This window comes from Prevotella intermedia ATCC 25611 = DSM 20706 (genome assembly GCF_001953955.1).
Taxonomy (GTDB): domain Bacteria; phylum Bacteroidota; class Bacteroidia; order Bacteroidales; family Bacteroidaceae; genus Prevotella; species Prevotella intermedia.
Genome location: NZ_CP019301.1, coordinates 365,850 through 384,860 on the forward strand (window position 1 = coordinate 365,850; position 19,011 = coordinate 384,860).

At 45.3% G+C, this 19,011-nt stretch carries 15 protein-coding genes and 1 tRNA gene; 9 read left to right on the plus strand and 7 right to left on the minus strand.

Annotated elements, in window-relative coordinates; translation table 11 throughout:
* Nucleotides 1-3 precede the first annotated feature (3 nt).
* Nucleotides 4-684: a peptidylprolyl isomerase gene (locus BWX39_RS10210; protein WP_028905224.1), complete on the plus strand. Its 681-nt coding sequence runs from the start codon at nucleotides 4-6 to the stop codon at nucleotides 682-684.
* Between the two features lie 271 nt (nucleotides 685-955).
* Here BWX39_RS10210 and BWX39_RS10215 read toward each other — a convergent pair whose 3' ends face one another.
* Entirely contained in the window at nucleotides 956-2,701 is a 1,746-nt protein-coding gene (locus tag BWX39_RS10215) for a phospho-sugar mutase (RefSeq protein WP_028905223.1), read from the minus strand.
* Nucleotides 2,702-2,924: 223 nt separating this feature from the next.
* Between BWX39_RS10215 and BWX39_RS10220 the strand changes: the two genes are divergently transcribed.
* Together BWX39_RS10220 and rlmH are read left to right on the plus strand one after the other, a co-directional pair.
* Nucleotides 2,925-3,236 (plus strand): DUF4491 family protein, encoded by a 312-nt coding sequence (locus BWX39_RS10220; RefSeq protein WP_028905222.1) that lies wholly within the window; start codon nucleotides 2,925-2,927, stop codon nucleotides 3,234-3,236.
* Entirely contained in the window at nucleotides 3,233-3,703 is a 471-nt protein-coding gene (gene rlmH / locus BWX39_RS10225; RefSeq protein WP_028905221.1) for a 23S rRNA (pseudouridine(1915)-N(3))-methyltransferase RlmH, read from the plus strand. The genes BWX39_RS10220 and rlmH overlap by 4 nt, the downstream gene beginning before the upstream one ends.
* 427 nt (nucleotides 3,704-4,130) lie before the next feature.
* Here rlmH and BWX39_RS10230 read toward each other — a convergent pair.
* Nucleotides 4,131-4,204, minus strand: a tRNA-Arg gene (locus BWX39_RS10230).
* Between the two features lie 458 nt (nucleotides 4,205-4,662).
* Between BWX39_RS10230 and BWX39_RS10235 the strand changes: the two genes are divergently transcribed.
* On the plus strand, nucleotides 4,663-5,091 hold the full coding sequence (locus tag BWX39_RS10235; RefSeq protein WP_028905220.1) for a hypothetical protein: 429 nt from the start codon (nucleotides 4,663-4,665) through the stop codon (nucleotides 5,089-5,091).
* 92 nt (nucleotides 5,092-5,183) lie between these two features.
* Here the strand turns inward: BWX39_RS10235 and BWX39_RS10240 are convergent, their stop codons facing one another.
* From BWX39_RS10240 to BWX39_RS10255, 4 genes are all read right to left on the minus strand, one after another.
* Nucleotides 5,184-6,392, minus strand: coding sequence for an L-serine ammonia-lyase (locus BWX39_RS10240; RefSeq protein WP_028905219.1), 1,209 nt, complete (start codon nucleotides 6,390-6,392; stop codon nucleotides 5,184-5,186).
* Between the two features lie 268 nt (nucleotides 6,393-6,660).
* Nucleotides 6,661-8,700, minus strand: a complete 2,040-nt coding sequence (gene rho, locus BWX39_RS10245) for a transcription termination factor Rho (protein WP_028905218.1) — start codon at nucleotides 8,698-8,700, stop codon at nucleotides 6,661-6,663.
* Between the two features lie 155 nt (nucleotides 8,701-8,855).
* Nucleotides 8,856-9,899, minus strand: a complete 1,044-nt coding sequence (locus tag BWX39_RS10250) for a DHH family phosphoesterase (protein WP_028905217.1) — start codon at nucleotides 9,897-9,899, stop codon at nucleotides 8,856-8,858.
* A gap of 76 nt (nucleotides 9,900-9,975) precedes the next feature.
* Nucleotides 9,976-10,887 (minus strand): glycosyltransferase family protein, encoded by a 912-nt coding sequence (locus BWX39_RS10255; RefSeq protein WP_028905216.1) that lies wholly within the window; start codon nucleotides 10,885-10,887, stop codon nucleotides 9,976-9,978.
* An 872-nt stretch (nucleotides 10,888-11,759) separates the two neighbouring features.
* On the opposite strand from BWX39_RS10255, the gene BWX39_RS10265 reads away from it, so the two are divergent.
* From BWX39_RS10265 to smpB, 3 genes are read left to right on the plus strand one after another with little or no spacing between them, the layout of a single operon-like run.
* Entirely contained in the window at nucleotides 11,760-12,920 is a 1,161-nt protein-coding gene (locus tag BWX39_RS10265) for a replication initiation protein (RefSeq protein ID WP_014708568.1), read from the plus strand.
* A gap of 40 nt (nucleotides 12,921-12,960) precedes the next feature.
* Entirely contained in the window at nucleotides 12,961-13,470 is a 510-nt protein-coding gene (locus BWX39_RS10270; RefSeq protein ID WP_028905215.1) for a DMP19 family protein, read from the plus strand.
* The gene (smpB, locus tag BWX39_RS10275) at nucleotides 13,463-13,942 is read left to right on the plus strand and encodes an SsrA-binding protein SmpB (RefSeq protein WP_014708566.1); all 480 of its coding nucleotides are present in this window, start codon (nucleotides 13,463-13,465) and stop codon (nucleotides 13,940-13,942) included. The genes BWX39_RS10270 and smpB overlap by 8 nt, the downstream gene beginning before the upstream one ends.
* A 218-nt stretch (nucleotides 13,943-14,160) precedes the next feature.
* On the opposite strand, the gene BWX39_RS10280 is transcribed toward smpB, so the two are convergent.
* The gene (locus BWX39_RS10280) at nucleotides 14,161-14,778 is read right to left on the minus strand and encodes a hypothetical protein (protein ID WP_028905214.1); all 618 of its coding nucleotides are present in this window, start codon (nucleotides 14,776-14,778) and stop codon (nucleotides 14,161-14,163) included.
* Nucleotides 14,779-15,583: 805 nt separating this feature from the next.
* Between BWX39_RS10280 and rpsA the strand changes: the two genes are divergently transcribed.
* Together rpsA and BWX39_RS10295 are read left to right on the plus strand one after the other, a co-directional pair.
* Nucleotides 15,584-17,359 (plus strand): 30S ribosomal protein S1, encoded by a 1,776-nt coding sequence (rpsA, locus tag BWX39_RS10285; protein ID WP_014708576.1) that lies wholly within the window; start codon nucleotides 15,584-15,586, stop codon nucleotides 17,357-17,359.
* Nucleotides 17,360-17,925: 566 nt separating this feature from the next.
* A complete protein-coding gene (locus tag BWX39_RS10295) occupies nucleotides 17,926-18,855 on the plus strand; it encodes a glucosaminidase domain-containing protein (protein WP_028905213.1) in 930 nt (309 codons plus the stop codon).
* Nucleotides 18,856-19,011 lie beyond the last annotated feature (156 nt).

Here is a 19,011-nt window from a genome sequence, read left to right on the forward strand (position 1 = left end):
GATATGAAAAAAACTATCACCCTCCTTCTCTTCTGCCTTGTAACTGTATTGGCACAGGCGCAGACCGACACTCGCCGCGAGGTGGAACTCGTTACCGACAGTGGCACTATCCGCATTGCACTCTACAACGAGACACCCCTGCACCGCGACAATTTCCTGAAGCACGTGCAGAATGGAGATTACAACGGTGTGTTGTTCCACCGCGTTATCAAGAATTTTATGGTGCAGGCAGGCGATTTGGCATCGAAAACGGCACAGGCTGGACAGATGCTCGGCGATACTCCTGAGGCTTACAGCATACCTGCCGAGATTTGTTTTCCTAAGCTCTACCACAAGCGTGGCGCATTGGCAGCTGCACGCGAGGGCGACAACGTGAATCCCGAACGTGCATCATCGTCTACTCAATTCTATATTGTCTGGGGACAGAAGTTCAGCGACCAGCAGTTGGAATGGGCACAAAGCCGTATCGACAAGTACACCGACGGCAAGGCAAAGCTGACGCCCGAACTCTGCGAAACCTATAAAACGCTTGGCGGTACACCCCACCTCGACGGTTCGTACACCGTATTTGGCGAAGTGCTCGAAGGTCTCGAAATCGTTGAAAAGATACAGCAGGCAGCCACAGACGACAACGACCGCCCCATCAACGATATTCGCATCGTAATGGCAAAGGTAGTTAAGTAAAAGTTTGCACACAGCTTTTGTTGGTGCAATTGCCATTCATTGCGCATCAGAAGTGGCAACAGAAAATTGTTGAGGCGTGATTTATCACGTTCCTAACGTCTACAAAAGGTAAACGGAATACCCACAGAAGGTGAGTATAATATCTACAAAAGATAAACAGAACACCCACGAATGGTAAGTAGAATACTTACGAATGGCAGACTTTACCACCTTCAAAGAATAAAAAAAGCCCCGCAATTGCGGGGCTTTACTATTACTATTGGCTTGTTGCTTATTGCAAACCGAGGCTCTTCTTGATAGCCTCAATCTTCTCGTAAGCACGTGCACGGCAAGCCTTGAAGTCGGCTGCGGTTTGCATCTTGTCCTTTATTTCGAGATAGAACTTAATCTTTGGTTCGGTTCCTGATGGGCGAACGCTCACCTTTGTGCCGTCGGTGCAGAACCATTGCAGCACGTTGCTGGTATCAGGCATAACGAGTTTGGTCTTGTTGCCTGCGGCATCGGTAGCTTCGAGGCTTTGATAATCCTTCCACAAACATACGGTACTGCCGCCCAAATCCTTCGGTGGGTTGGCACGGAAGTCGCGCATCATCTGCTGAATCTCGTCTGCACCGCTCTTTCCGGGACGCTCTACGTTGATTGTAAACTCCTCGCTGAAACCATATTCCAAGTATATATCCATCAGCAAATCGTAGAGAGTCTTGCCTTTATCCTTTGCGTAAGCGCAGATTTCAGCCAACAGCGAGCAGGCACTGACAGCGTCTTTGTCGCGGTTAAAGTCGGAAGCCATGAAGCCGTAGCTTTCCTCGCCACCACCGATATAGTTCTTCTCGCCTTCAGAAATGGCGATTTCGTGTGCTATCCACTTAAAGCCAGTGTAGCAGTCGCGCATTTCTATGTGCTGCTTCTTGGCGATTTCGGCAATCACTTCTGTGGTTACGATGGTCTTAACGATGTAGTCTTTCGGTGTCATCTTGCCCAATGCCTGGCGGTTGGTGATGATATACCAAAGGAAAATCAAGCAAGTTTGGTTGCCGTTGATGAGAATCCACTCGCCGTTGCTGTCCTTGCAAGCCATACCAACGCGGTCGGCGTCAGGGTCGGAAGCCATCAGAATGTCGGCATCGAGCTTCTTTGCATCGCGCAAACCGAGTGTCAGGGCTTCTGCTATTTCTGGATTCGGACGGTCTACGGTAGGGAAATTGCCGTCTTTCACCATCTGTTCCTCGACGCAATGAATGTTTGTGAACCCCCAGTCGCGCAGTGCTCGTGGTATCATAACCCGACCCGCACCGTGCAGCGGAGTGTAAACAATGCAGAGGTCGTGCTGTCGTTTGATTACTTCTGGGTCGATACAAACCGTCTTGACGTTCTCAAGATAAACCTTGTCTACCTCTTCTCCGATGATTTCGATAAGGTCTTTGTTGCCCTCGAACTTCACATCTTCAATCTTAACCAAGTTCACTTGGTCGATGATACCCTTATCGTGTGGAGCCAGCACCTGTGCGCCGTCGTCCCAATAAGCCTTGTAACCGTTGTATTCGCGAGGGTTGTGGCTCGCTGTAATGTTCACACCGCCCTGCGCTTTAAAGTGTCGAATGGCGAAAGAACATTCGGGTGTAGGACGCAAATCCTCGAAAAGATAAACCTTAATGCCGTTTGCCGAGAAGATGTTGGCAACGGTTTCGGCGAACAGACGAGAATTGTTGCGGCAGTCGTGGCATACCACTACCGAGATTTGCTCCCTGTCCTTGAAGTTTATTTTAAGGTAATTGGCAAATCCCTGCGTTGCCATGCCAACGGTGTAGACGTTCATACGGTTAGAGCCTGCGCCCATAATGCCGCGCAAACCGCCCGTTCCAAACTCAAGGTCCTTGTAAAACGACTCGATAAGAAGGTCTTTGTTCTCGCTGTCCATCATTTCCTGAACAGCCTTGCGGGTTGCTTCGTCAAAAGCAGGAGCGAGCCATTGTGTTGCTTTCTGCTCGCACTGGGCAATAAGTTCTTTGTTCTGCATAGTTTCCTGATAAATTTTATCGAGGGCTCTTTTTACGTCCCTCAAACGATTTGAAAATATAGTTGATGCTACCTGCGCACTGTTGCCATTGAACGAACGAGGGTGTATCGCACGCATATAGTTTTGCAAATATACAGAAAAGATTGAGATTAATGGCGTAAAATCGCAATTATTTTTGTATTTTTGTATCCTATTTAAGAAAAAGAATTAAAACTAAAAGATAATGGAAATATATTTTCAAGGTGTCGTTCTTGCCGTCTGCACCTTTCTTATTATAGGCTTGCTGCACCCTGCAGTGATAAAATGGGAATATTATTTGGGGACGAAAGCTTGGTGGCTGTGGCTCGTTGGCGGTATTGTCTGCTGTGTCTGGGCATTGTTTGTAGCCGATATATTCTGGTCGGCGCTGCTCGGCGTTACAGGCGCATCGCTGCTTTGGGGCATCGGCGAGCTGTTCGAACAAGTGAAGCGTGTAGAGAAAGGGTGGTTTCCGATGAATCCCAAGCGCAAGGACGCATATAAACGCGAGGAATGAAAGCAACTTTAATCTTGGTGGGGAAAACCACCGAAGATGTCTTCGTGCGTGCCATTGCCGATTATACGGGGCGCATAGCCCACTACCTGCCGTTCAACATTGTTACGTTACCCGAACTGAAGAACACCAAGAAACTATCGGAAGCGCAACAGAAAGACCGTGAGGGCGAAATGATATTGAAGGAAATACAAACGTCAGACACGGTTGTACTGCTCGACGAGCACGGCAAAGAGTTCCGTTCGGTGGAGTATGCCGTGTGGCTGCAGAAGAAACAGAACACAGCCAAGCGACTGGTGTTTGTCATCGGCGGTCCTTACGGCTTCTCAAAAGCTGTGTACGACCGTGCCAACGAAAAGATTTCGCTCTCTAAAATGACTTTCTCCCACCAAATGGTGCGCCTTATTTTCGTGGAACAACTCTATCGTGCGTGCAGCATTATCAAGGGCGAACCGTATCACCACGAGTAGAAAGCAGCGCAATATAAGTACGGAAAATACGCAATAAAAGTGTAAATATTTTTCGCAAGCGTGTCTATTGTATAACTATCTAATTATCAACGCATTGTAAAACCTATTGTTTTGCGTTCCAAAAGCGTAGGTTTTGCACGGTAAAAGCGGCTGTTTTGCAATGCAAAACAGCCGCTTTCGCAATGCCAAATCGAAATTACGGTTTTTCTTCGGAAGTTTCTTTACAAAATAAAGGGTGCTATGTAGGGGCGTAATTCATCACGTTCCTCATAATCTACCCACTTTTTCGTATCATAAATACAATAGATTTGGTGGAGGAACGTGATGAATCACGCCCTTACATCGTAGCGTAACGATAAGAAATTAATTGCATTTGCGAGGAACTTACAAACAACAAATAAAGGGGTACCGAAGTACCCCTTTTATGTGACTCCGATGGGATTCAAACCCATGACCTCAGGAACCGGAATCCTGCGCTCTATTCAGCTAAGCTACGGAGCCAATAAGTTAGTTGCAAAGATGCAGCCAACGAGTGCAAAGAAAGTTTACTTTCAATTTGTCGAGCGCAGCTATATCTTATGTAAAGGTATTGCCAGCGAGTGCAAAGAAAGTTTACTTTCAATTTGCCGAGTGCAGCTATATCTTATGCAAAGGTAGTGCAAAGTTTGCAATTGGCAAAATTTACCTTCTACAAAATACTGCACAAAACGAATGTAAAGATTTATAATTATTGAGAAAACCAAGCAATTTAAGGTTTTTAAACAAAGCTTATAATACAAGCGTTTGTATATGTAAATTTGTTAAGTAATACTTAATAGCTTGATTATCAGGCATTATTTTTGTACCTTTGCACCCGTTAATATGAAACCGAGGTTTGTGCGCGCCGATTCTCACGCCCGTCTTACCGCATAATTTGCCAATCTTATGGCAAGTTTGTAGGTTTCGGAAAATTAGGTATAATGAGAATTTTAAAAGTATTAATTGTAGGATTTTTAATGATTTTGGCAGCAGGCTCTGCGAGTGCAGAGACAGCCATAGGGATTGGAAATTTTGACTGGCGACCCGTGATGGACGCTATTATGCACGTAGAAAGCAAAGGAAATGCAAAGGCTGTGAACGGACCACACGCAGGCATTTTGCAGATTTCAAAGGGTATTGTTACAGAATGCAACAGCATACTGAAGAGCAAGGGCAGTACGAAACGTTATACGCTTGCCGACCGTTTTAGTCCGAATAAGTCGCGAGAGATGTTCGTTTTGTTCCAATCGCGCCACAATGTAAGCAACAATATCGAAAGAGCCATTCGTATGTGGCACGGTGGAGTGAACTTCAGTAAGAGCAAAACCCAGCGGTATTATAACAGGGTGAAGAAGTTTTTGAAGATTTAGTCAGATTTAAAAAGAAACATAAAAAGAAACTTCGATGCATTGATAACTTGGTTTATCGGGTGCATCGAAGTTTCTTTTTATTTGGTTCGGTCTTACCATTCAAAGTCGTGTGCAAGACCGCCTTCGCTGGTTTCCTTGTAGAGCGAAGGCAGGTCGTGTCCTGTTTGTTTCATCACACGCACCACTTTATCGAACGAAATGTGGTGGCGACCATCACTGAAGTTGGCGTAAAGCTGTGCGTCGAGTGCTCGGCAGGCTGCAAAGGCATTGCGTTCAATGCACGGTATCTGCACCAAACCGCAAACAGGGTCGCACGTCATGCCGAGATGGTGCTCCAATCCCATTTCGGCAGCATATTCTATCTGCGATGGTGTTCCGCCAAAGAGCTGGCATGCTGCTGCCGAAGCCATTGCGCAAGCCACGCCGACCTCGCCTTGGCAGCCCACTTCTGCACCAGAGATAGAGGCATTTTCTTTTACTACGTTTCCGAAAAGTCCTGCCGTTGCCAAAGCACGGAGTATTTTACGTTCAGAAAACTGGTGTGCCTTGTATAGATGATAGAGCACGGCAGGCATTACACCGCACGACCCGCAAGTCGGAGCCGTAACGATTGTGCCGCCCGCAGCATTTTCCTCGCTTACCGCAAGTGCGTAGGCATATACCAAACCACGCGATTGCAGGCTGGTTTTATAGCTCTGCGCCTTTATGTAATACTTGCCTGCCTTGCGCGAAAGGTTCAGTGGGCCAGGCAGAACACCGTCGTTTTCCAAGCCTTCTTCTACTGCGTGGCACATTGTCGTCCACACTTCGTGTAGGTATTCCCAAATTTCCGCACCCTCGCAGTGGTCTACATATTCCCAAAAACCGCGTCCGTTCTTTTCGCACCAGTCTTGTATCTCCTTCATAGTAGACAGCTGATACACGGGTGTTGTGTAGAACATATCGTCCTTTCCCTTGCCTTCCGACAGGGCACCGCCGCCTACACTGTACACCACCCATTCGTCAACGACTTGCTTTTCGGCATCGAATGCCTTGTAGCGCATACCGTTGGTGTGGTAGGGCAGCACCGTTTTTGCCTGCCAGACTATTTCCACGGGGGCTATTTCCGACAGCACTTCGGTAATTGCCACATCGGTAAGGTGCCCTTTTCCTGTTGCTGCCAGACTGCCATAGAGCGTTACCTCGAACGCCTTTGCGTTTGGATTTCGGCGTGCAAATATCTCTGCTGCGTGCGCAGGTCCCATTGTATGGCTGCTTGAGGGGCCTTTTCCTATTCTAAAAATCTCCTTTAACGATTTCATAATATCTTCTTCAGGTTTTCAAATGCTATTGTGTGTTGAAGTTCAACTTGTGCTCTCGCTTTTGCTAAATATTCGTATAGCGACGCACAATGCGCATAGGCGACTTTTTTCACGGCTGCAAATATAATGATTAAATATGGATTTAAGCTACCAAAAAGTGTGAAAAATGTTTTTTATGCAGCTTTTACAATGTTTTTTCCGAAAAGCAAAAAAGCCACTCCTTCACAGGAATGGCTTTCTCTAAAGTATTTATAAATAATTGATAGGTTTATCCGTTCATTGAGAGTAAAAACTCGTTGTTGTCTTGTGTGCGCAACATACGGTCGTGAATAGAGTTCATTGCTTCTATCGGATTCATATCGGCGATGTACTTGCGCAGTATCCACATACGGTCGATAGTGGTCTTGTCCTGCAGCAAATCGTCGCGTCGGGTGCTCGATGCAACAAGGTTCACAGATGGGAAGATACGCTTGTTGCTGAGCGAACGGTCGAGTTGCAACTCCATATTGCCCGTTCCCTTGAACTCTTCGAAGATTACTTCGTCCATCTTCGAGCCTGTATCGATAAGCGCAGTAGCAATGATGGTGAGCGAACCGCCACCTTCTATATTACGCGCAGCACCGAAGAAACGCTTTGGTTTCTGCAATGCGTTGGCGTCCACACCACCCGTAAGCACCTTTCCAGATGCGGGAGCAACGGTGTTATAGGCACGTGCAAGGCGGGTAATGGAGTCGAGGAAGATGACAACATCGTGCCCACATTCTACCATTCGTTTTGCTTTTTCCAATACAATGCCTGCAATCTTCACGTGGCGTTCTGCTGGTTCGTCGAACGTTGATGCAATAACTTCAGCATTTACAGTGCGTGCCATGTCGGTAACTTCTTCAGGACGCTCGTCTATGAGCAGCATCATAAGGTAAGCCTCGGGGTGGTTTGCTGCTATGGCGTTGGCTATATCCTTCATCAAGATGGTCTTACCTGTCTTTGGTTGCGCCACGATGAGGGCACGCTGTCCCTTTCCGATTGGCGAGAAAAGATCTACCACGCGTGTTGAAAGATTCGTTGTGCGTGGGTCGCCGCAAAGTGTGAACTTCTCGTCAGGGAAGAGTGGCGTAAGGTGTTCGAACGAAACGCGGTCGCGAACTTCCGATGGAACACGTCCGTTTATCTTGTTGATGGTGGTGAGAGGGAAGTATTTCTCGCCTTCACGTGGCGGACGTACCTGACATTCCACTACATCTCCCGTCTTCAAACCGTTTTGCTTGATTTGGTTGGCAGGCACATATACATCGTCGGGCGACGACAAATAGTTGTAATCGCTTGAGCGTAGGAAGCCATAACCATCGGGCATTACTTCGAGAACGCCGTTCGCTTTGATAATATCAGTGAAGTCGTAGGCTGGTGCAGCAGCTTGTTGCATACCCATTTCCGGATAGAACGATGGCTGGTTGGCGTCGTTTGAAATGGTCGGACGGTCGAACATATCGTATGTGGGAACTATTCCTTGGTCTTCGATAGGAATGTCTACCACAGTGATGAAGTCTGTACCGTCGCCTGGGTCGCCTGCCCAAACACCGTCTGTGGCAAAGTTTGCCGCCTCTTCGTTTTGCTCGTTGTGAGCATTTACCTTTGCTTGGAGCTGTTCGATGAGATTGTTTGTGGTTTCGCCTTCGGCTGTATTCTCTGTATTGGGTGTAAATTCGGCTTCTGGAATAATTGCTTCTGCGTTATCTTCCGCAGGTGTTTCAGCTTCAACAGATGCCTCTATCTGTGGTTCAACAGGTGCTTCTGCTTGCACTTCAGCAGCTGTTTCAGTCTGTTCGGGTTCTTCTGTTGCTTTTTGAGTGGTGCGCTTGCGCTTTGGTGTTTCTGCCTCTGGAGCTTCTGCAACAGCAGTAGCAACAGCTTCTTCTGTTTCTTCTTTCTTCTTGCGTCCACGTTTTTTAGGAGCTTCTTCCTCTGTTACGGGTGCGACTTCCTCCTTCACTACAGGCTGTTCGTCGGGCATATCCTTAAACAAACTTTGCTGTGGAACGCCTTGTGGCTTGTTTTTTTGGAGGTCGAAGTTCTCTCCTTCTTTTCCGTGTACGGTATAAACTTTATCTGGGTCTTTCTTTGCTATCCTTGTGCGCTTGCGCTTTGTCGTGCCCAATGGGTGCGATGCGCCAGCATTCATTGCTTGCCTGTCTAGTATAGCATATATGATAGACTCTTTGTCGTCGGTTTTTTTATATTCCGCTTCAAGGTCTTTTGCGATACTCTCCAATTCGGGAATATCCTTTTCTAATAATTCTTCTTTACTGAACATAAAGTATTATGTATGTTATATCGAAATTTTGATTTTGTGGAGGTAAAGGTTTCAGAAGCGAAACCTTATGTGTTCAAAACGTCTGCAAAGATAATTCTTTTATTTGAATATAACAAACGATTGACTACTTTTTTTAAGATGGAAAAGCAATTACTTTATTTCTTTTTCAATTCGTCTTGGTAAGCGAGTATCGCTTTCAGCGTTATTTGCTCGGCTTCTTCGATAGAACAGTGGAGTTTGCCGCCTGAAGCATCGGCATGGCCGCCACCATTGAAGAACTGAACCGCCATTGGCTGACAGTGAAAACCGTTGCCCGAGCGCAGACTTACCAACACAAGGTTGGGTCGTTCGGTGTCTTCGCGCAGCGAAATGCTGAGTTTCAAACCCTTAATCTGCTGCGGTATGTTCACCACACCTTCCAAATCGCCTTTTATAAAATGGAAACGGCGCATCTCTTCTTTCGTTACCGTGAAGTAAGCAGCGTGCAATTCGTTCACCACCTTCATCTTATTGGCGATGATATGCCCACGCAGGCGAAGTGCGTTTACGGAATAGTTGTGGTAGACACGGTTGTATATGTTGTCCTTGTCGATGCCTTTCGACAGCAACTGTCCGATAACGAAATATATTTCGGGGCGTGTGGAATTGTAGGTGAAGCCGCCCGTGTCGGTCATCATACCGCAATAAATGCACTGCGCACACTCTTTCGTCATGCCATCGTAACCTTCTAACTGGCTGATGATGTAGAACACCATTTCGCTTGTGCTCGACATATTGGGGTTCGACACCGTTATGGCATTGTTGGTTTCTGGCTCCAAGTGGTGGTCGATGAGTATTCGCTTTGCCTTGCAGCCTTCGAGGGTGGGTCGCATATCCTCTACGCGAGTGTACTGGTTGAAGTCCATGCAGCAAACAAGGTCGGCATTGTCGAACACCTGCTGCACGCGGTCGGGGTGTTTGTCGTAGCGTAATATTGTGTTTGCTTCGGGCAGCCACTGCAAGAAGTCGGGATAGGCATCGGGCATACAAACCGTTATGTCGGTCTTACCTATTTGTTTCAAATAGGATTTCCACGCCAAGGAAGAACCGATGGCATCTCCGTCGGGCGATTTATGTGCGCAAATAACGATGTGTTCAGCCTCGGCAATGAGCTGCCGCAGCTGCTCTGCCTCAGTGTCGCTTAATAAGTTTACGTTCATTTGTTTCTGTATTGCTCTAATGTATAGGCTATTTCGATACGGAAATGTATCGAAATAGCATAAGGCTGCTTAGCGTTTAAAACAGCTTTTCGGGGTAAACGCCATCAGCAACGAGTTGCTTTATGCGTGCGACAGCGCCGTCGCGGTCGGCATTATGGGTTACGCCGAACCAAGTACTTGTGGTGTCGAGCACGTCTACGGTGGCTGTACCGTTGGTAATGAGCTTGTTCACCATCATCGGAATGTAGTATTCCGACTTCTTGTTCTCTATGTTCTTTGGGTCGGAAAGGAACTCACGGAAGTCGGCATCGCTGTATTCAAGGTAATCGGGAGTGAAGCCCCACACGTTCATCGATGTAGGTGTATTGTCAGGAACTGTCGTCCAGCTGCCGTCTTCCTCCATGTATTGCACCTTGTCGCCGTGGCGTTCAATCTTCGTGCGCTCCACAACGGTGGTCAGATGTCCTTTTTCGTTGGTGCTGCAGAGTCCGCGCGAAACGGTTCCGTTCTCGCTCAAGGTGTTGCCAACACGGAATCCCACCATAGCGTATTTGTTTCTTGAACCTTCTGGAAGGTCGGCAAGGAACTTGCCAATCACCATAAAGGCGTCGCGGTTGTAGAAGTCGTCGCAGTTGATAACGCAGAAAGGCTCGTGCACAACGTCCTTCGCCATAAGCACGGCGTGGTTGGTTCCCCACGGCTTTTCTCTGCCTTCAGGCACGCAAAAGCCTTCGGGCAGTGCGTCGATGCTTTGGAAAACTATTTCAGTGGGTATGTGTCCCTCGTATTTTGCGAGTACTTGCTTGCGGAATTGCTCCTCGAAATCCTTGCGAATGATGAAGACTATCTTACCGAAGCCTGCTTTTATGGCATCGTAAATAGAATAGTCCATAATGGTTTCGCCGTTCGGACCGAGTCCGTCTAACTGTTTCAAGCCACCGTAACGGCTGCCCATTCCTGCTGCAAGAAGTAACAATGTTGGTTTCATTTCTTTTATATGCTTAACGATTTATATTCTAAATGTTTTTTCTTTGGGATTGCAAAGGTACAAAAAAGATTAGAGAATAATATATAATTAAGGTGTTAATAAAAAATATTGCTGCGCCCCTTGACACTAAAGGAAAGCAGGCTTACATAGAAAATCTAGGAAAACTAGAATCTCTAGAACCATCTAATGTAAAACTATAAAACACCCTTAACTTTGTAAAGATAATTCCAACGAAAAACCATAATTTCGATTTGGCATTGCGAAAGCGGCTGTTTTGCGTAGCAAAACCTACGCTTTTACCGTGCAAAACAGCCGCTTTTGGAACGCAAAACAATAGGTTTTGCAAAGCATTGACAGCGAGATAGTTACGCGATACATACGCTTGTGAAAAATATTTACACTTTTATCGTCTGATTTCCTTATATATAATAAGGTGTAAAGAAGAAGCAGGGCAGGGGAGCAAGATGTGTTTTGGAGGCATTGTATATAAAAAAAGATTGACTGTCTCACGACAACCAATCTTCAAAACCTTAATAATCTAATACCATGAAAAACACATTGCAAAATTATTCAATCATTCTTAAAGTTGCAAATATATAGATATAAATAATGTTAATACGTTGATAATGCAATAATTATGTGGGTTTATCGCATCTGTTTTACCATAACGAGCCTGAATATCAATAGCTTTTTCTTCTTTTTTATGAATTTACCGATTTACTTTCCTTGTTTTCTGTAAGTGCGAAAGTTTTTGTACTTTTTGTCGCCAATAGTCTTTTGAATCAAAAACTTTTGTTATCTTTGCATTCTGAACATTGTTGCACACTTGGCAAATGTGCAGTTGAAATTCCCCCACATATTATATATAATGTATGGTAACGACCAAGAAGACTGTAACGAAGAAGACGACGGCTGCGACTTCAAAGCCCAAGAAAGGAGCTAAAGCGCAGAAAGCACCCGTTAAGCGCGGTATATCGAACGAACTCATTCCCATCGAAGAGGAAACGTGGCTACTGCAACCTATTGCGGTAACGATGATGCGGCACGACTATTCGCTCATTCAAGTGCGCATTCTTGTGTCTATCGTGGAAAGCCTGCAATCTATCTTGCACGGCATTCTGAACAACAAGCGCAGTCCGCAGTTAGACCTTTTCAAGACCAACGAATTGGACGAGGACGGCAGAATGCCTATAAAGCTGCCCTTCAAGGAACTTGGCGTAGACCCAAACCACTATCCGCAGTTGCGCACATCGCTGAAAATGCTGGCTGCTATCCCCGTTGAGATACCATACAAAACGAGCGAAGGGCGCAAATACACAAAGGCAACAAACCTTTGCGACGTTTATATTCCCGAAGACCGCTCGTACAACAAGTACGCAATATTGAAGCTCGACCAGAGCGTTGCCGAACGTCTTGTGTCGTTAGACTTTGGCTATCACCGCCTTGGCAAGCAGATCGTGTTTGCCTGCAAGAACCGTTACACGCAGCGCATTTATATGTTTATAGAGTCGTGGGTAGACAAAGGGCGCACCGTCATCAAGACATTGGAATTCAGAAAGATGCTCCGTTTGGAGAACAACTATAAGAAATTCTCCGACTTCTGCCGTCGTGTGCTTGACCCAGCGAAGCAGGAATTGCAGGAATTGGCAGACAAAGGCTTCTGCGATTGCTACTTCGACTACGAGAAAAAGTACGACCACGGGCAGCGAGGGGGCGAACCCGACGAACTCGTCTTCCAGATTTACCGTGCCAAGAACAAGATGGACGCCCAATTAGAACAGATGAACGAGATGCAGCGCAGGCAGTTCCAACAAATGCTTATCCAGTATTTCGACTTTACACAGCCCAACGCCAAGGATATGGCAGAGCGCATAACGGCAGAGCTTTATCCGCTTGCCATGCAGAAACTTATGGATTTGCGCCAGCGTTTCAACACCACTTACGTGAAAGATAAGGCTGCCTACACGTTCAAGAGCCTCGACCAGATGATAAAGGAACACGAAGTTCCCAACACCACGGTAGAGGAAGTGTAAGGGCGTTGAAGCGGAAATGTAACAGAAAAAAGAAAGAACAATGATAGAAGTAAAGATAAAAGACGCAACACTCCGTGCGGCAGTGGCTGAAGGCGAAGACGCTTTCGTGCAGGCATTCATCGATGCCATAAGCGCAGCCATAGGAGGAACGCTCACACAAGATAATATGCAAGAGCTTACACCCGACCAGATTACGCTGTTGGGGTGGGGCTATCTGCACGAAGAAGTAATGGACGGCGGTTACGTTCAGCTCATTCACAACGGCTACGGTGCCTTTATTTTCAAGAATCCCTTTGGGGTTGCGATGCGTAATTGGGGACTTACCGAACTGTATTCGCACCTCCGCCGCACCAAGAAGGCATACGATAAATACCACGAGCAGATAGAAAAAGACCTGTCGGACGACGACTTTATGGCACTTTACGAGCAGATGCCAGAGTTCGACGATGCCGACGACGACTTCATTGTGAACGAAGAACAGTGGACAAAAATGGTGGCTGCATACATCGACGACCACATCAACGATTTTGTTGTGATAGAAAATGAATAAGGAAGAACAAGAGATACGCAAGAAGTCGCCTGTGCAGATACGCAACAAGAAGGCTTCTTTCGAATATTATTTTATAGATACCTACACGGCAGGCATAGTGCTTACGGGCACCGAAATAAAGTCAATCCGTGCTGGCAAGGCCTCGTTGGTAGACTCGTTCTGCTTCATCAACAAGGGAGAAATATGGTTGGAAGGTATGAATATATCGCCTTACTTCTACGGTTCGTTTGCCAATCACGAGGCACGCCGCAAGCGCAAGTTGCTATTGAACAAGCGCGAGATACGCCGATTGGAAGAAGATTCAAAGTCGCCGGGCTACACCATCGTGCCCACACTTGTGTTTATCGACCAGCACGGCCGTGCGAAAGTAGACATTGCGCTGTGCCGTGGTAAGAAGGAATACGACAAACGCCAGACATTGAAGGAGAAAGAAGATCGCCGAGAAATGGACAGAGCAATGAAACGGTATTGATTTTCGGTAGCCAAACACCTCCCGTTCGGAACCTCCAATGCTCCGGAAGTTCCATAAAACATAAAACGATAACTCAAAGAAACACATCTTAGAGTTGTCGTTTTTTCATTTTTATATTTCTTTTCTTTTTCTTCTTTTCATTGATTGTTTGTAAAGTAATCTTACAAACAAATTAGAAATGCTTTTCTACAGAAGCGTAACTGATAATAAAGTTAATGTTAAAGTTGGTCGCTTTTATACTGAAGGAACTTCTTACCATTTTTAGGATCTAAGTATACTCTATATTTTTCATACCAAGGGGCTTCTTTTGATAGTTCTTCCGAGTCCTTTTTTGAATGTAAGAATCTGATAGTTTTATCCTCCTTATTATAGGAGTAGAGGGCTGTTGAAGGAATTATGTATATTTCTTTAGGTGCTTTTTCTTGCCACCCAAAGCCAAATACATAATAAAAAGCATCAATATTTGACATTCTATCTTGATGAAAAGACTCATAATTGAGGATTTGTTCTTTTTTCAACCCAAAGTTATGTTCTTTATTTCGATACTTACATTCTACTGCAATCGTTTTTTCTTTACATCCAGTTCTAACACACTCTAATACTAAATCTGGAGCAAGATTTGACAATGGATACCAACCGCCAACGTATTTATCTCCTCTCCATTCAAGAAGACGCCAATAGGCTCTTTCTTCTTTTATATTCGAAATTTTCTGAATATTTGAATGTGAAACAACCCACTCTTCAAATCGTTGACCTTCAAATTCCTCTTTTGTTCTGTTTTTAAAATACTTGAATGTATCCTTTAATCTGTAAGCTATTTGTTCAAATATATCCATTGAATATCAAAAAGTTTGTTCGTAGTGTTTGTGGTTCAACAAATCTTGCATTATGAGTTTTTGCATTCCATCGAGAACAACCCAGTATATCATAAAGACTATTTTACAATTTTGTCTTCATTATTTCATTTTAAGATGGTTGAACAATGATGCAAATATAAATCTTTTTGTCCATTATACCAAATAAAATGCAATTTTTTGCTTACTGCAAAGTATCTGTGGTTTTGTAAAGATAATTCTGAAGAAAAACCATAATTTCGATTTGGCATTGCGAAAGCGTAGGTTTTGCGATGCAAAACAGCCGCTTTTACCGTGCAAAACCTACGCTTTTGGAACGCAAAACAATAGGTTTTACAATGTGTTGATAATTAAGAGGTTATGCAATAGATACGCTTGTGAAAAATATTTACACTTCTATTAGCTTCTTTCCGCTTGATACGCATAGTTTATCGGCAGAACTTTCGCTCGTCATCATAACCCCACCGACACTACCCTATCATTATTCTAAGTTCAGACAAACTTGGCATATTTACCACCAATGAACGATTACGGCAAAGCAAGACAAGAGTGCAGAAATTACTTAGGGAACCTACTGCCCATATATATAAAATAGGTGTGGTTTTTCTCAACACCAACTAAAAATTTGAAAAAGAATAGAGAAAAAGAATAAAAATAATTGTCCAAACTTACTTATATTCAGATTATTATTAGTAACTTTGCGCCCTTATAGGGGCATATTGTGCCCTTGAGAGAATTTTTCACATAAAGTCTAACTTTATTAATTAAAACATTTTTAAAAACATTTATGGCAAATTTTGAAAACGTCAATCCATTGTCAGACTTCAATTGGGACGACTTTGAAAACGGTGTAACCGTTGGTGGCGACAAGGAAGAGCTGACAAAGGCTTACGACAACACCCTCAACAAGATTCAGGAACATCAAGTTGTTGAAGGCGAAGTAATCTCTATTGACAAGAAAGAAGTTGTAGTCAATATCGGCTACAAGAGCGACGGCATCATTCCAGCATCGGAATTCCGCTACAACCCAGAGCTTAAGGTAGGCGACAAGGTTGAGGTTTACGTTGAAAACCAAGAGGACAAGAGCGGTCAGCTTATTCTTTCACACAAGAAGGCACGCCTCCAGAAGAGCTGGGTTAATATTAACGAAGCACTCGAAGCTGATGCTGTTATCCAAGGTTACATCAAGAGCCGCACCAAGGGCGGTATGATTGTTGATGTATTCGGCATTGAGGCATTCCTTCCAGGCAGCCAGATTGACGTTCACCCAATACGCGACTACGACGTATTCGTTGGCAAGACAATGGAATTCAAGGTGGTTAAGATTAACCAAGAGTTCCGCAACGTAGTCGTTTCACACAAAGCACTCATCGAAGCAGAGCTCGAAGCACAACGCAAGGAAATCATCTCTCACCTCGAAAAGGGTCAAATCCTCGAAGGTGTTGTCAAGAACATCACTTCTTACGGCGTATTCGTTGACCTCGGCGGTGTTGATGGACTCATTCACATTACCGACCTTTCTTGGGGACGCATCAACGACCCACACGAAGTTGTTGAGCTCGACCAGAAAATCAACGTTGTTATTCTCGACTTCGACGAAGAGAAGAAGCGCATCGCTCTCGGCTTGAAGCAACTCGCTCCACACCCATGGGACGCTCTCGATCCTAACCTCAAGGTAGGCGACCACGTTAAGGGTAAGGTGGTTGTTATGGCTGATTACGGCGCATTCGTTGAAATTCAACCAGGCGTAGAAGGCCTTATCCACGTTTCAGAAATGAGCTGGAGCCAGCACTTGCGCTCTGCACAGGAATTCATGAAGGCAGGCGACGAAGTAGAAGCAGTAGTGCTTACACTCGACCGCGACGAACGCAAGATGTCTCTTGGCATCAAGCAACTCAAGGAAGACCCATGGGAAGCTATCGAAGCTAAGTACCCTGTAGGCTCTAAGCACGTAGCTAAGGTTCGCAACTTCACCAACTTCGGTATCTTCGTAGAACTCGAAGAAGGCGTAGACGGACTCATTCACATCTCTGACCTCTCATGGACTAAGAAGGTGAAACACCCATCTGAGTTTACACAGGTAGGCGCAGACATGGACGTTATCGTTCTCGAAATAGACAAGGAAAACCGTCGCTTGAGCCTCGGTCACAAGCAACTCGAAACCAATCCTTGGGATACTTACGAATCAATCTACACCCCAGGTTCTACACACGTTGGTAAGATTACCGAGTCAATGGACAAGGGTGCAGTTATCACATTGAACGAAGGCGGCGAAGGTTTCGCAACTCCTAAGCACCTTGTTAAGGAAGACGGCTCACAGGCACAGCTCGGTGAGGAACTCCCATTCGTAGTTATCGAGTTCGTTAAGGACACTAAGCGCATCATTCTCTCACACTCTCGCACATTCGAAGAAGTGAAGGAAGAGCAGGCACGCCGTCAGCGCACAGCCAGCAAGAAGCACTCTGAACCAGCATCACAAATCAACAACGTTGCAGCTGGTACATCTCTTGGCGACCTCGACGTTCTCGCCGACCTCAAAAAGAAGATGGAAGAGGGCAAGTAATTTTAAGATAACTTACATCTCATCATAACAATGGGCTGGGCTTTTTCGTAAAGTCCAGCCTTTTTTATTGCTCAAGGCTATTGTCTTTTTGGCGAACAGGCGACATTTGCAGGGGCAGTTAGGTTTCCCTTTTCTTATTGAAGACAGTTATCGAAGGCATTGTCATCTAAAATTTATAGGAGAACTAGAAATTTCTAGAAATTCTAGCATATAATTTGACTATACCCTTGATTTTGTAAAGATTATTCTGAGAGAAAACGCTAATTTCGATTTGGCGTTGCGAAAGCGGCTGTTTTGCATCGCAAAACAGCCGCTTTTACCGTGCAAAACCTACGCTTTCGCAACGCAAAACAATAGGTTTTATAAAACGTTGATAGCAAGGAGGTTACACAACAGTTACGCTTGCGAAAAATGTTTACACTATTATCGCCTTCTTTTCGTCTACAAAGCAAGTTGTCTGCAATAATTTCCTGCCACTCCCCTTTTCATCTTTTTTAAAACTTTTGCCTTTGGTCTTCGGCATAAATACCTTATATTTGCAATTCATTCATTCTCTAACAAAGTATATGAAGCGATACGTACTCATTATAATGGTAGCACTTGCAAGTATTGGTTCGGCAATAGCTGGCCCCAAAATACGTTGGAACCAAGCCTACCAAAACTATTTCAACAAATACAAGAATATCGCAATCAGGGAGATGCAACGCTACGGCATACCCGCCAGCATTACACTTGCGCAAGGCGTTTTGGAAAGCGGAGCAGGCAACAGCCGCTTGGCTACCGTGGCGAACAACCACTTCGGCATAAAGTGCCACGATTGGACAGGCCCCTCTATCTCGCACGACGACGATGAGTTGGGCGAATGTTTCCGTGTTTACAACAATGCGGTGGAAAGCTACGAAGACCACTCTAAATTCTTGAGAGGACGCAAGCGATACAGCAATCTGTTCCTGCTTTCAAAGACGGACTATCGAGGCTGGGCACACGGACTGAAGCGTGCAGGCTATGCCACCAACCCCGTCTACGCTTACAGCCTGATTGATATCATAGAGTTGTATAGACTCTACGAATACGACAATATGGTGCTTAGAAAGAGCAACAACGACTGGGACATGCCAACCCAACCACAACAGAACAGCTCGTACGCAGGTATGCGACAGTTCCGTGCGTTCAACGAGAACTGCTACCTTACGGCACACGCTGGCGAAACCTACGACAACATAGCAAGAGAAATAGGAATATCAGCCCGAAAGTTAGCCAAATACAACGAGCGACCTGAAGATGCGCCGTTGAGTGAGGGCGAAATAGTATGGCTGAGAAAGAAGCAACGCCACGTGCCCGAAAACTTTGGCAAGCAATACCATACGGTAAGAAGCAACGAAAGTCTGTACGATATTTCACAGCAGTACGGTGTGCGCCTGAAGAACATTATGAAGGCGAACAGGAAAATTGTGAAACGAGGCATCAAGGCAGGCGACAGAGTGGTATTGCCATAAACGAAAAACCACGCAGCAAGTGGCTTACAACAAATATACAGGAGCGAAACAGCATTTCGCTCCTGTATATTTTTGCCAACTCCCGAATAAGAACACACCTTATTATATATAGGGGAAACAGACGATAAGAGTGTAAATATTTTTCACAAGCGCAAC

Excerpts from the sequence above, each read along its gene's own strand:
- BWX39_RS10210 (WP_028905224.1), top strand. The coding sequence starts at position 4 with ATGAAAAAAACTATCACCCTCCTTCTCTTCTGCCTTGTAACTGTATTG.
- BWX39_RS10215 (WP_028905223.1), bottom strand. The coding sequence starts at position 2,701 with ATGCAGAACAAAGAACTTATTGCCCAGTGCGAGCAGAAAGCAACACAA.
- BWX39_RS10220 (WP_028905222.1), top strand. The coding sequence starts at position 2,925 with ATGGAAATATATTTTCAAGGTGTCGTTCTTGCCGTCTGCACCTTTCTT.
- rlmH (WP_028905221.1), top strand. The coding sequence starts at position 3,233 with ATGAAAGCAACTTTAATCTTGGTGGGGAAAACCACCGAAGATGTCTTC.
- BWX39_RS10235 (WP_028905220.1), top strand. The coding sequence starts at position 4,663 with ATGAGAATTTTAAAAGTATTAATTGTAGGATTTTTAATGATTTTGGCA.
- BWX39_RS10240 (WP_028905219.1), bottom strand. The coding sequence starts at position 6,392 with ATGAAATCGTTAAAGGAGATTTTTAGAATAGGAAAAGGCCCCTCAAGC.
- rho (WP_028905218.1), bottom strand. The coding sequence starts at position 8,700 with ATGTTCAGTAAAGAAGAATTATTAGAAAAGGATATTCCCGAATTGGAG.
- BWX39_RS10250 (WP_028905217.1), bottom strand. The coding sequence starts at position 9,899 with ATGAACGTAAACTTATTAAGCGACACTGAGGCAGAGCAGCTGCGGCAG.
- BWX39_RS10255 (WP_028905216.1), bottom strand. The coding sequence starts at position 10,887 with ATGAAACCAACATTGTTACTTCTTGCAGCAGGAATGGGCAGCCGTTAC.
- BWX39_RS10265 (WP_014708568.1), top strand. The coding sequence starts at position 11,760 with ATGGTAACGACCAAGAAGACTGTAACGAAGAAGACGACGGCTGCGACT.
- BWX39_RS10270 (WP_028905215.1), top strand. The coding sequence starts at position 12,961 with ATGATAGAAGTAAAGATAAAAGACGCAACACTCCGTGCGGCAGTGGCT.
- smpB (WP_014708566.1), top strand. The coding sequence starts at position 13,463 with ATGAATAAGGAAGAACAAGAGATACGCAAGAAGTCGCCTGTGCAGATA.
- BWX39_RS10280 (WP_028905214.1), bottom strand. The coding sequence starts at position 14,778 with ATGGATATATTTGAACAAATAGCTTACAGATTAAAGGATACATTCAAG.
- rpsA (WP_014708576.1), top strand. The coding sequence starts at position 15,584 with ATGGCAAATTTTGAAAACGTCAATCCATTGTCAGACTTCAATTGGGAC.
- BWX39_RS10295 (WP_028905213.1), top strand. The coding sequence starts at position 17,926 with ATGAAGCGATACGTACTCATTATAATGGTAGCACTTGCAAGTATTGGT.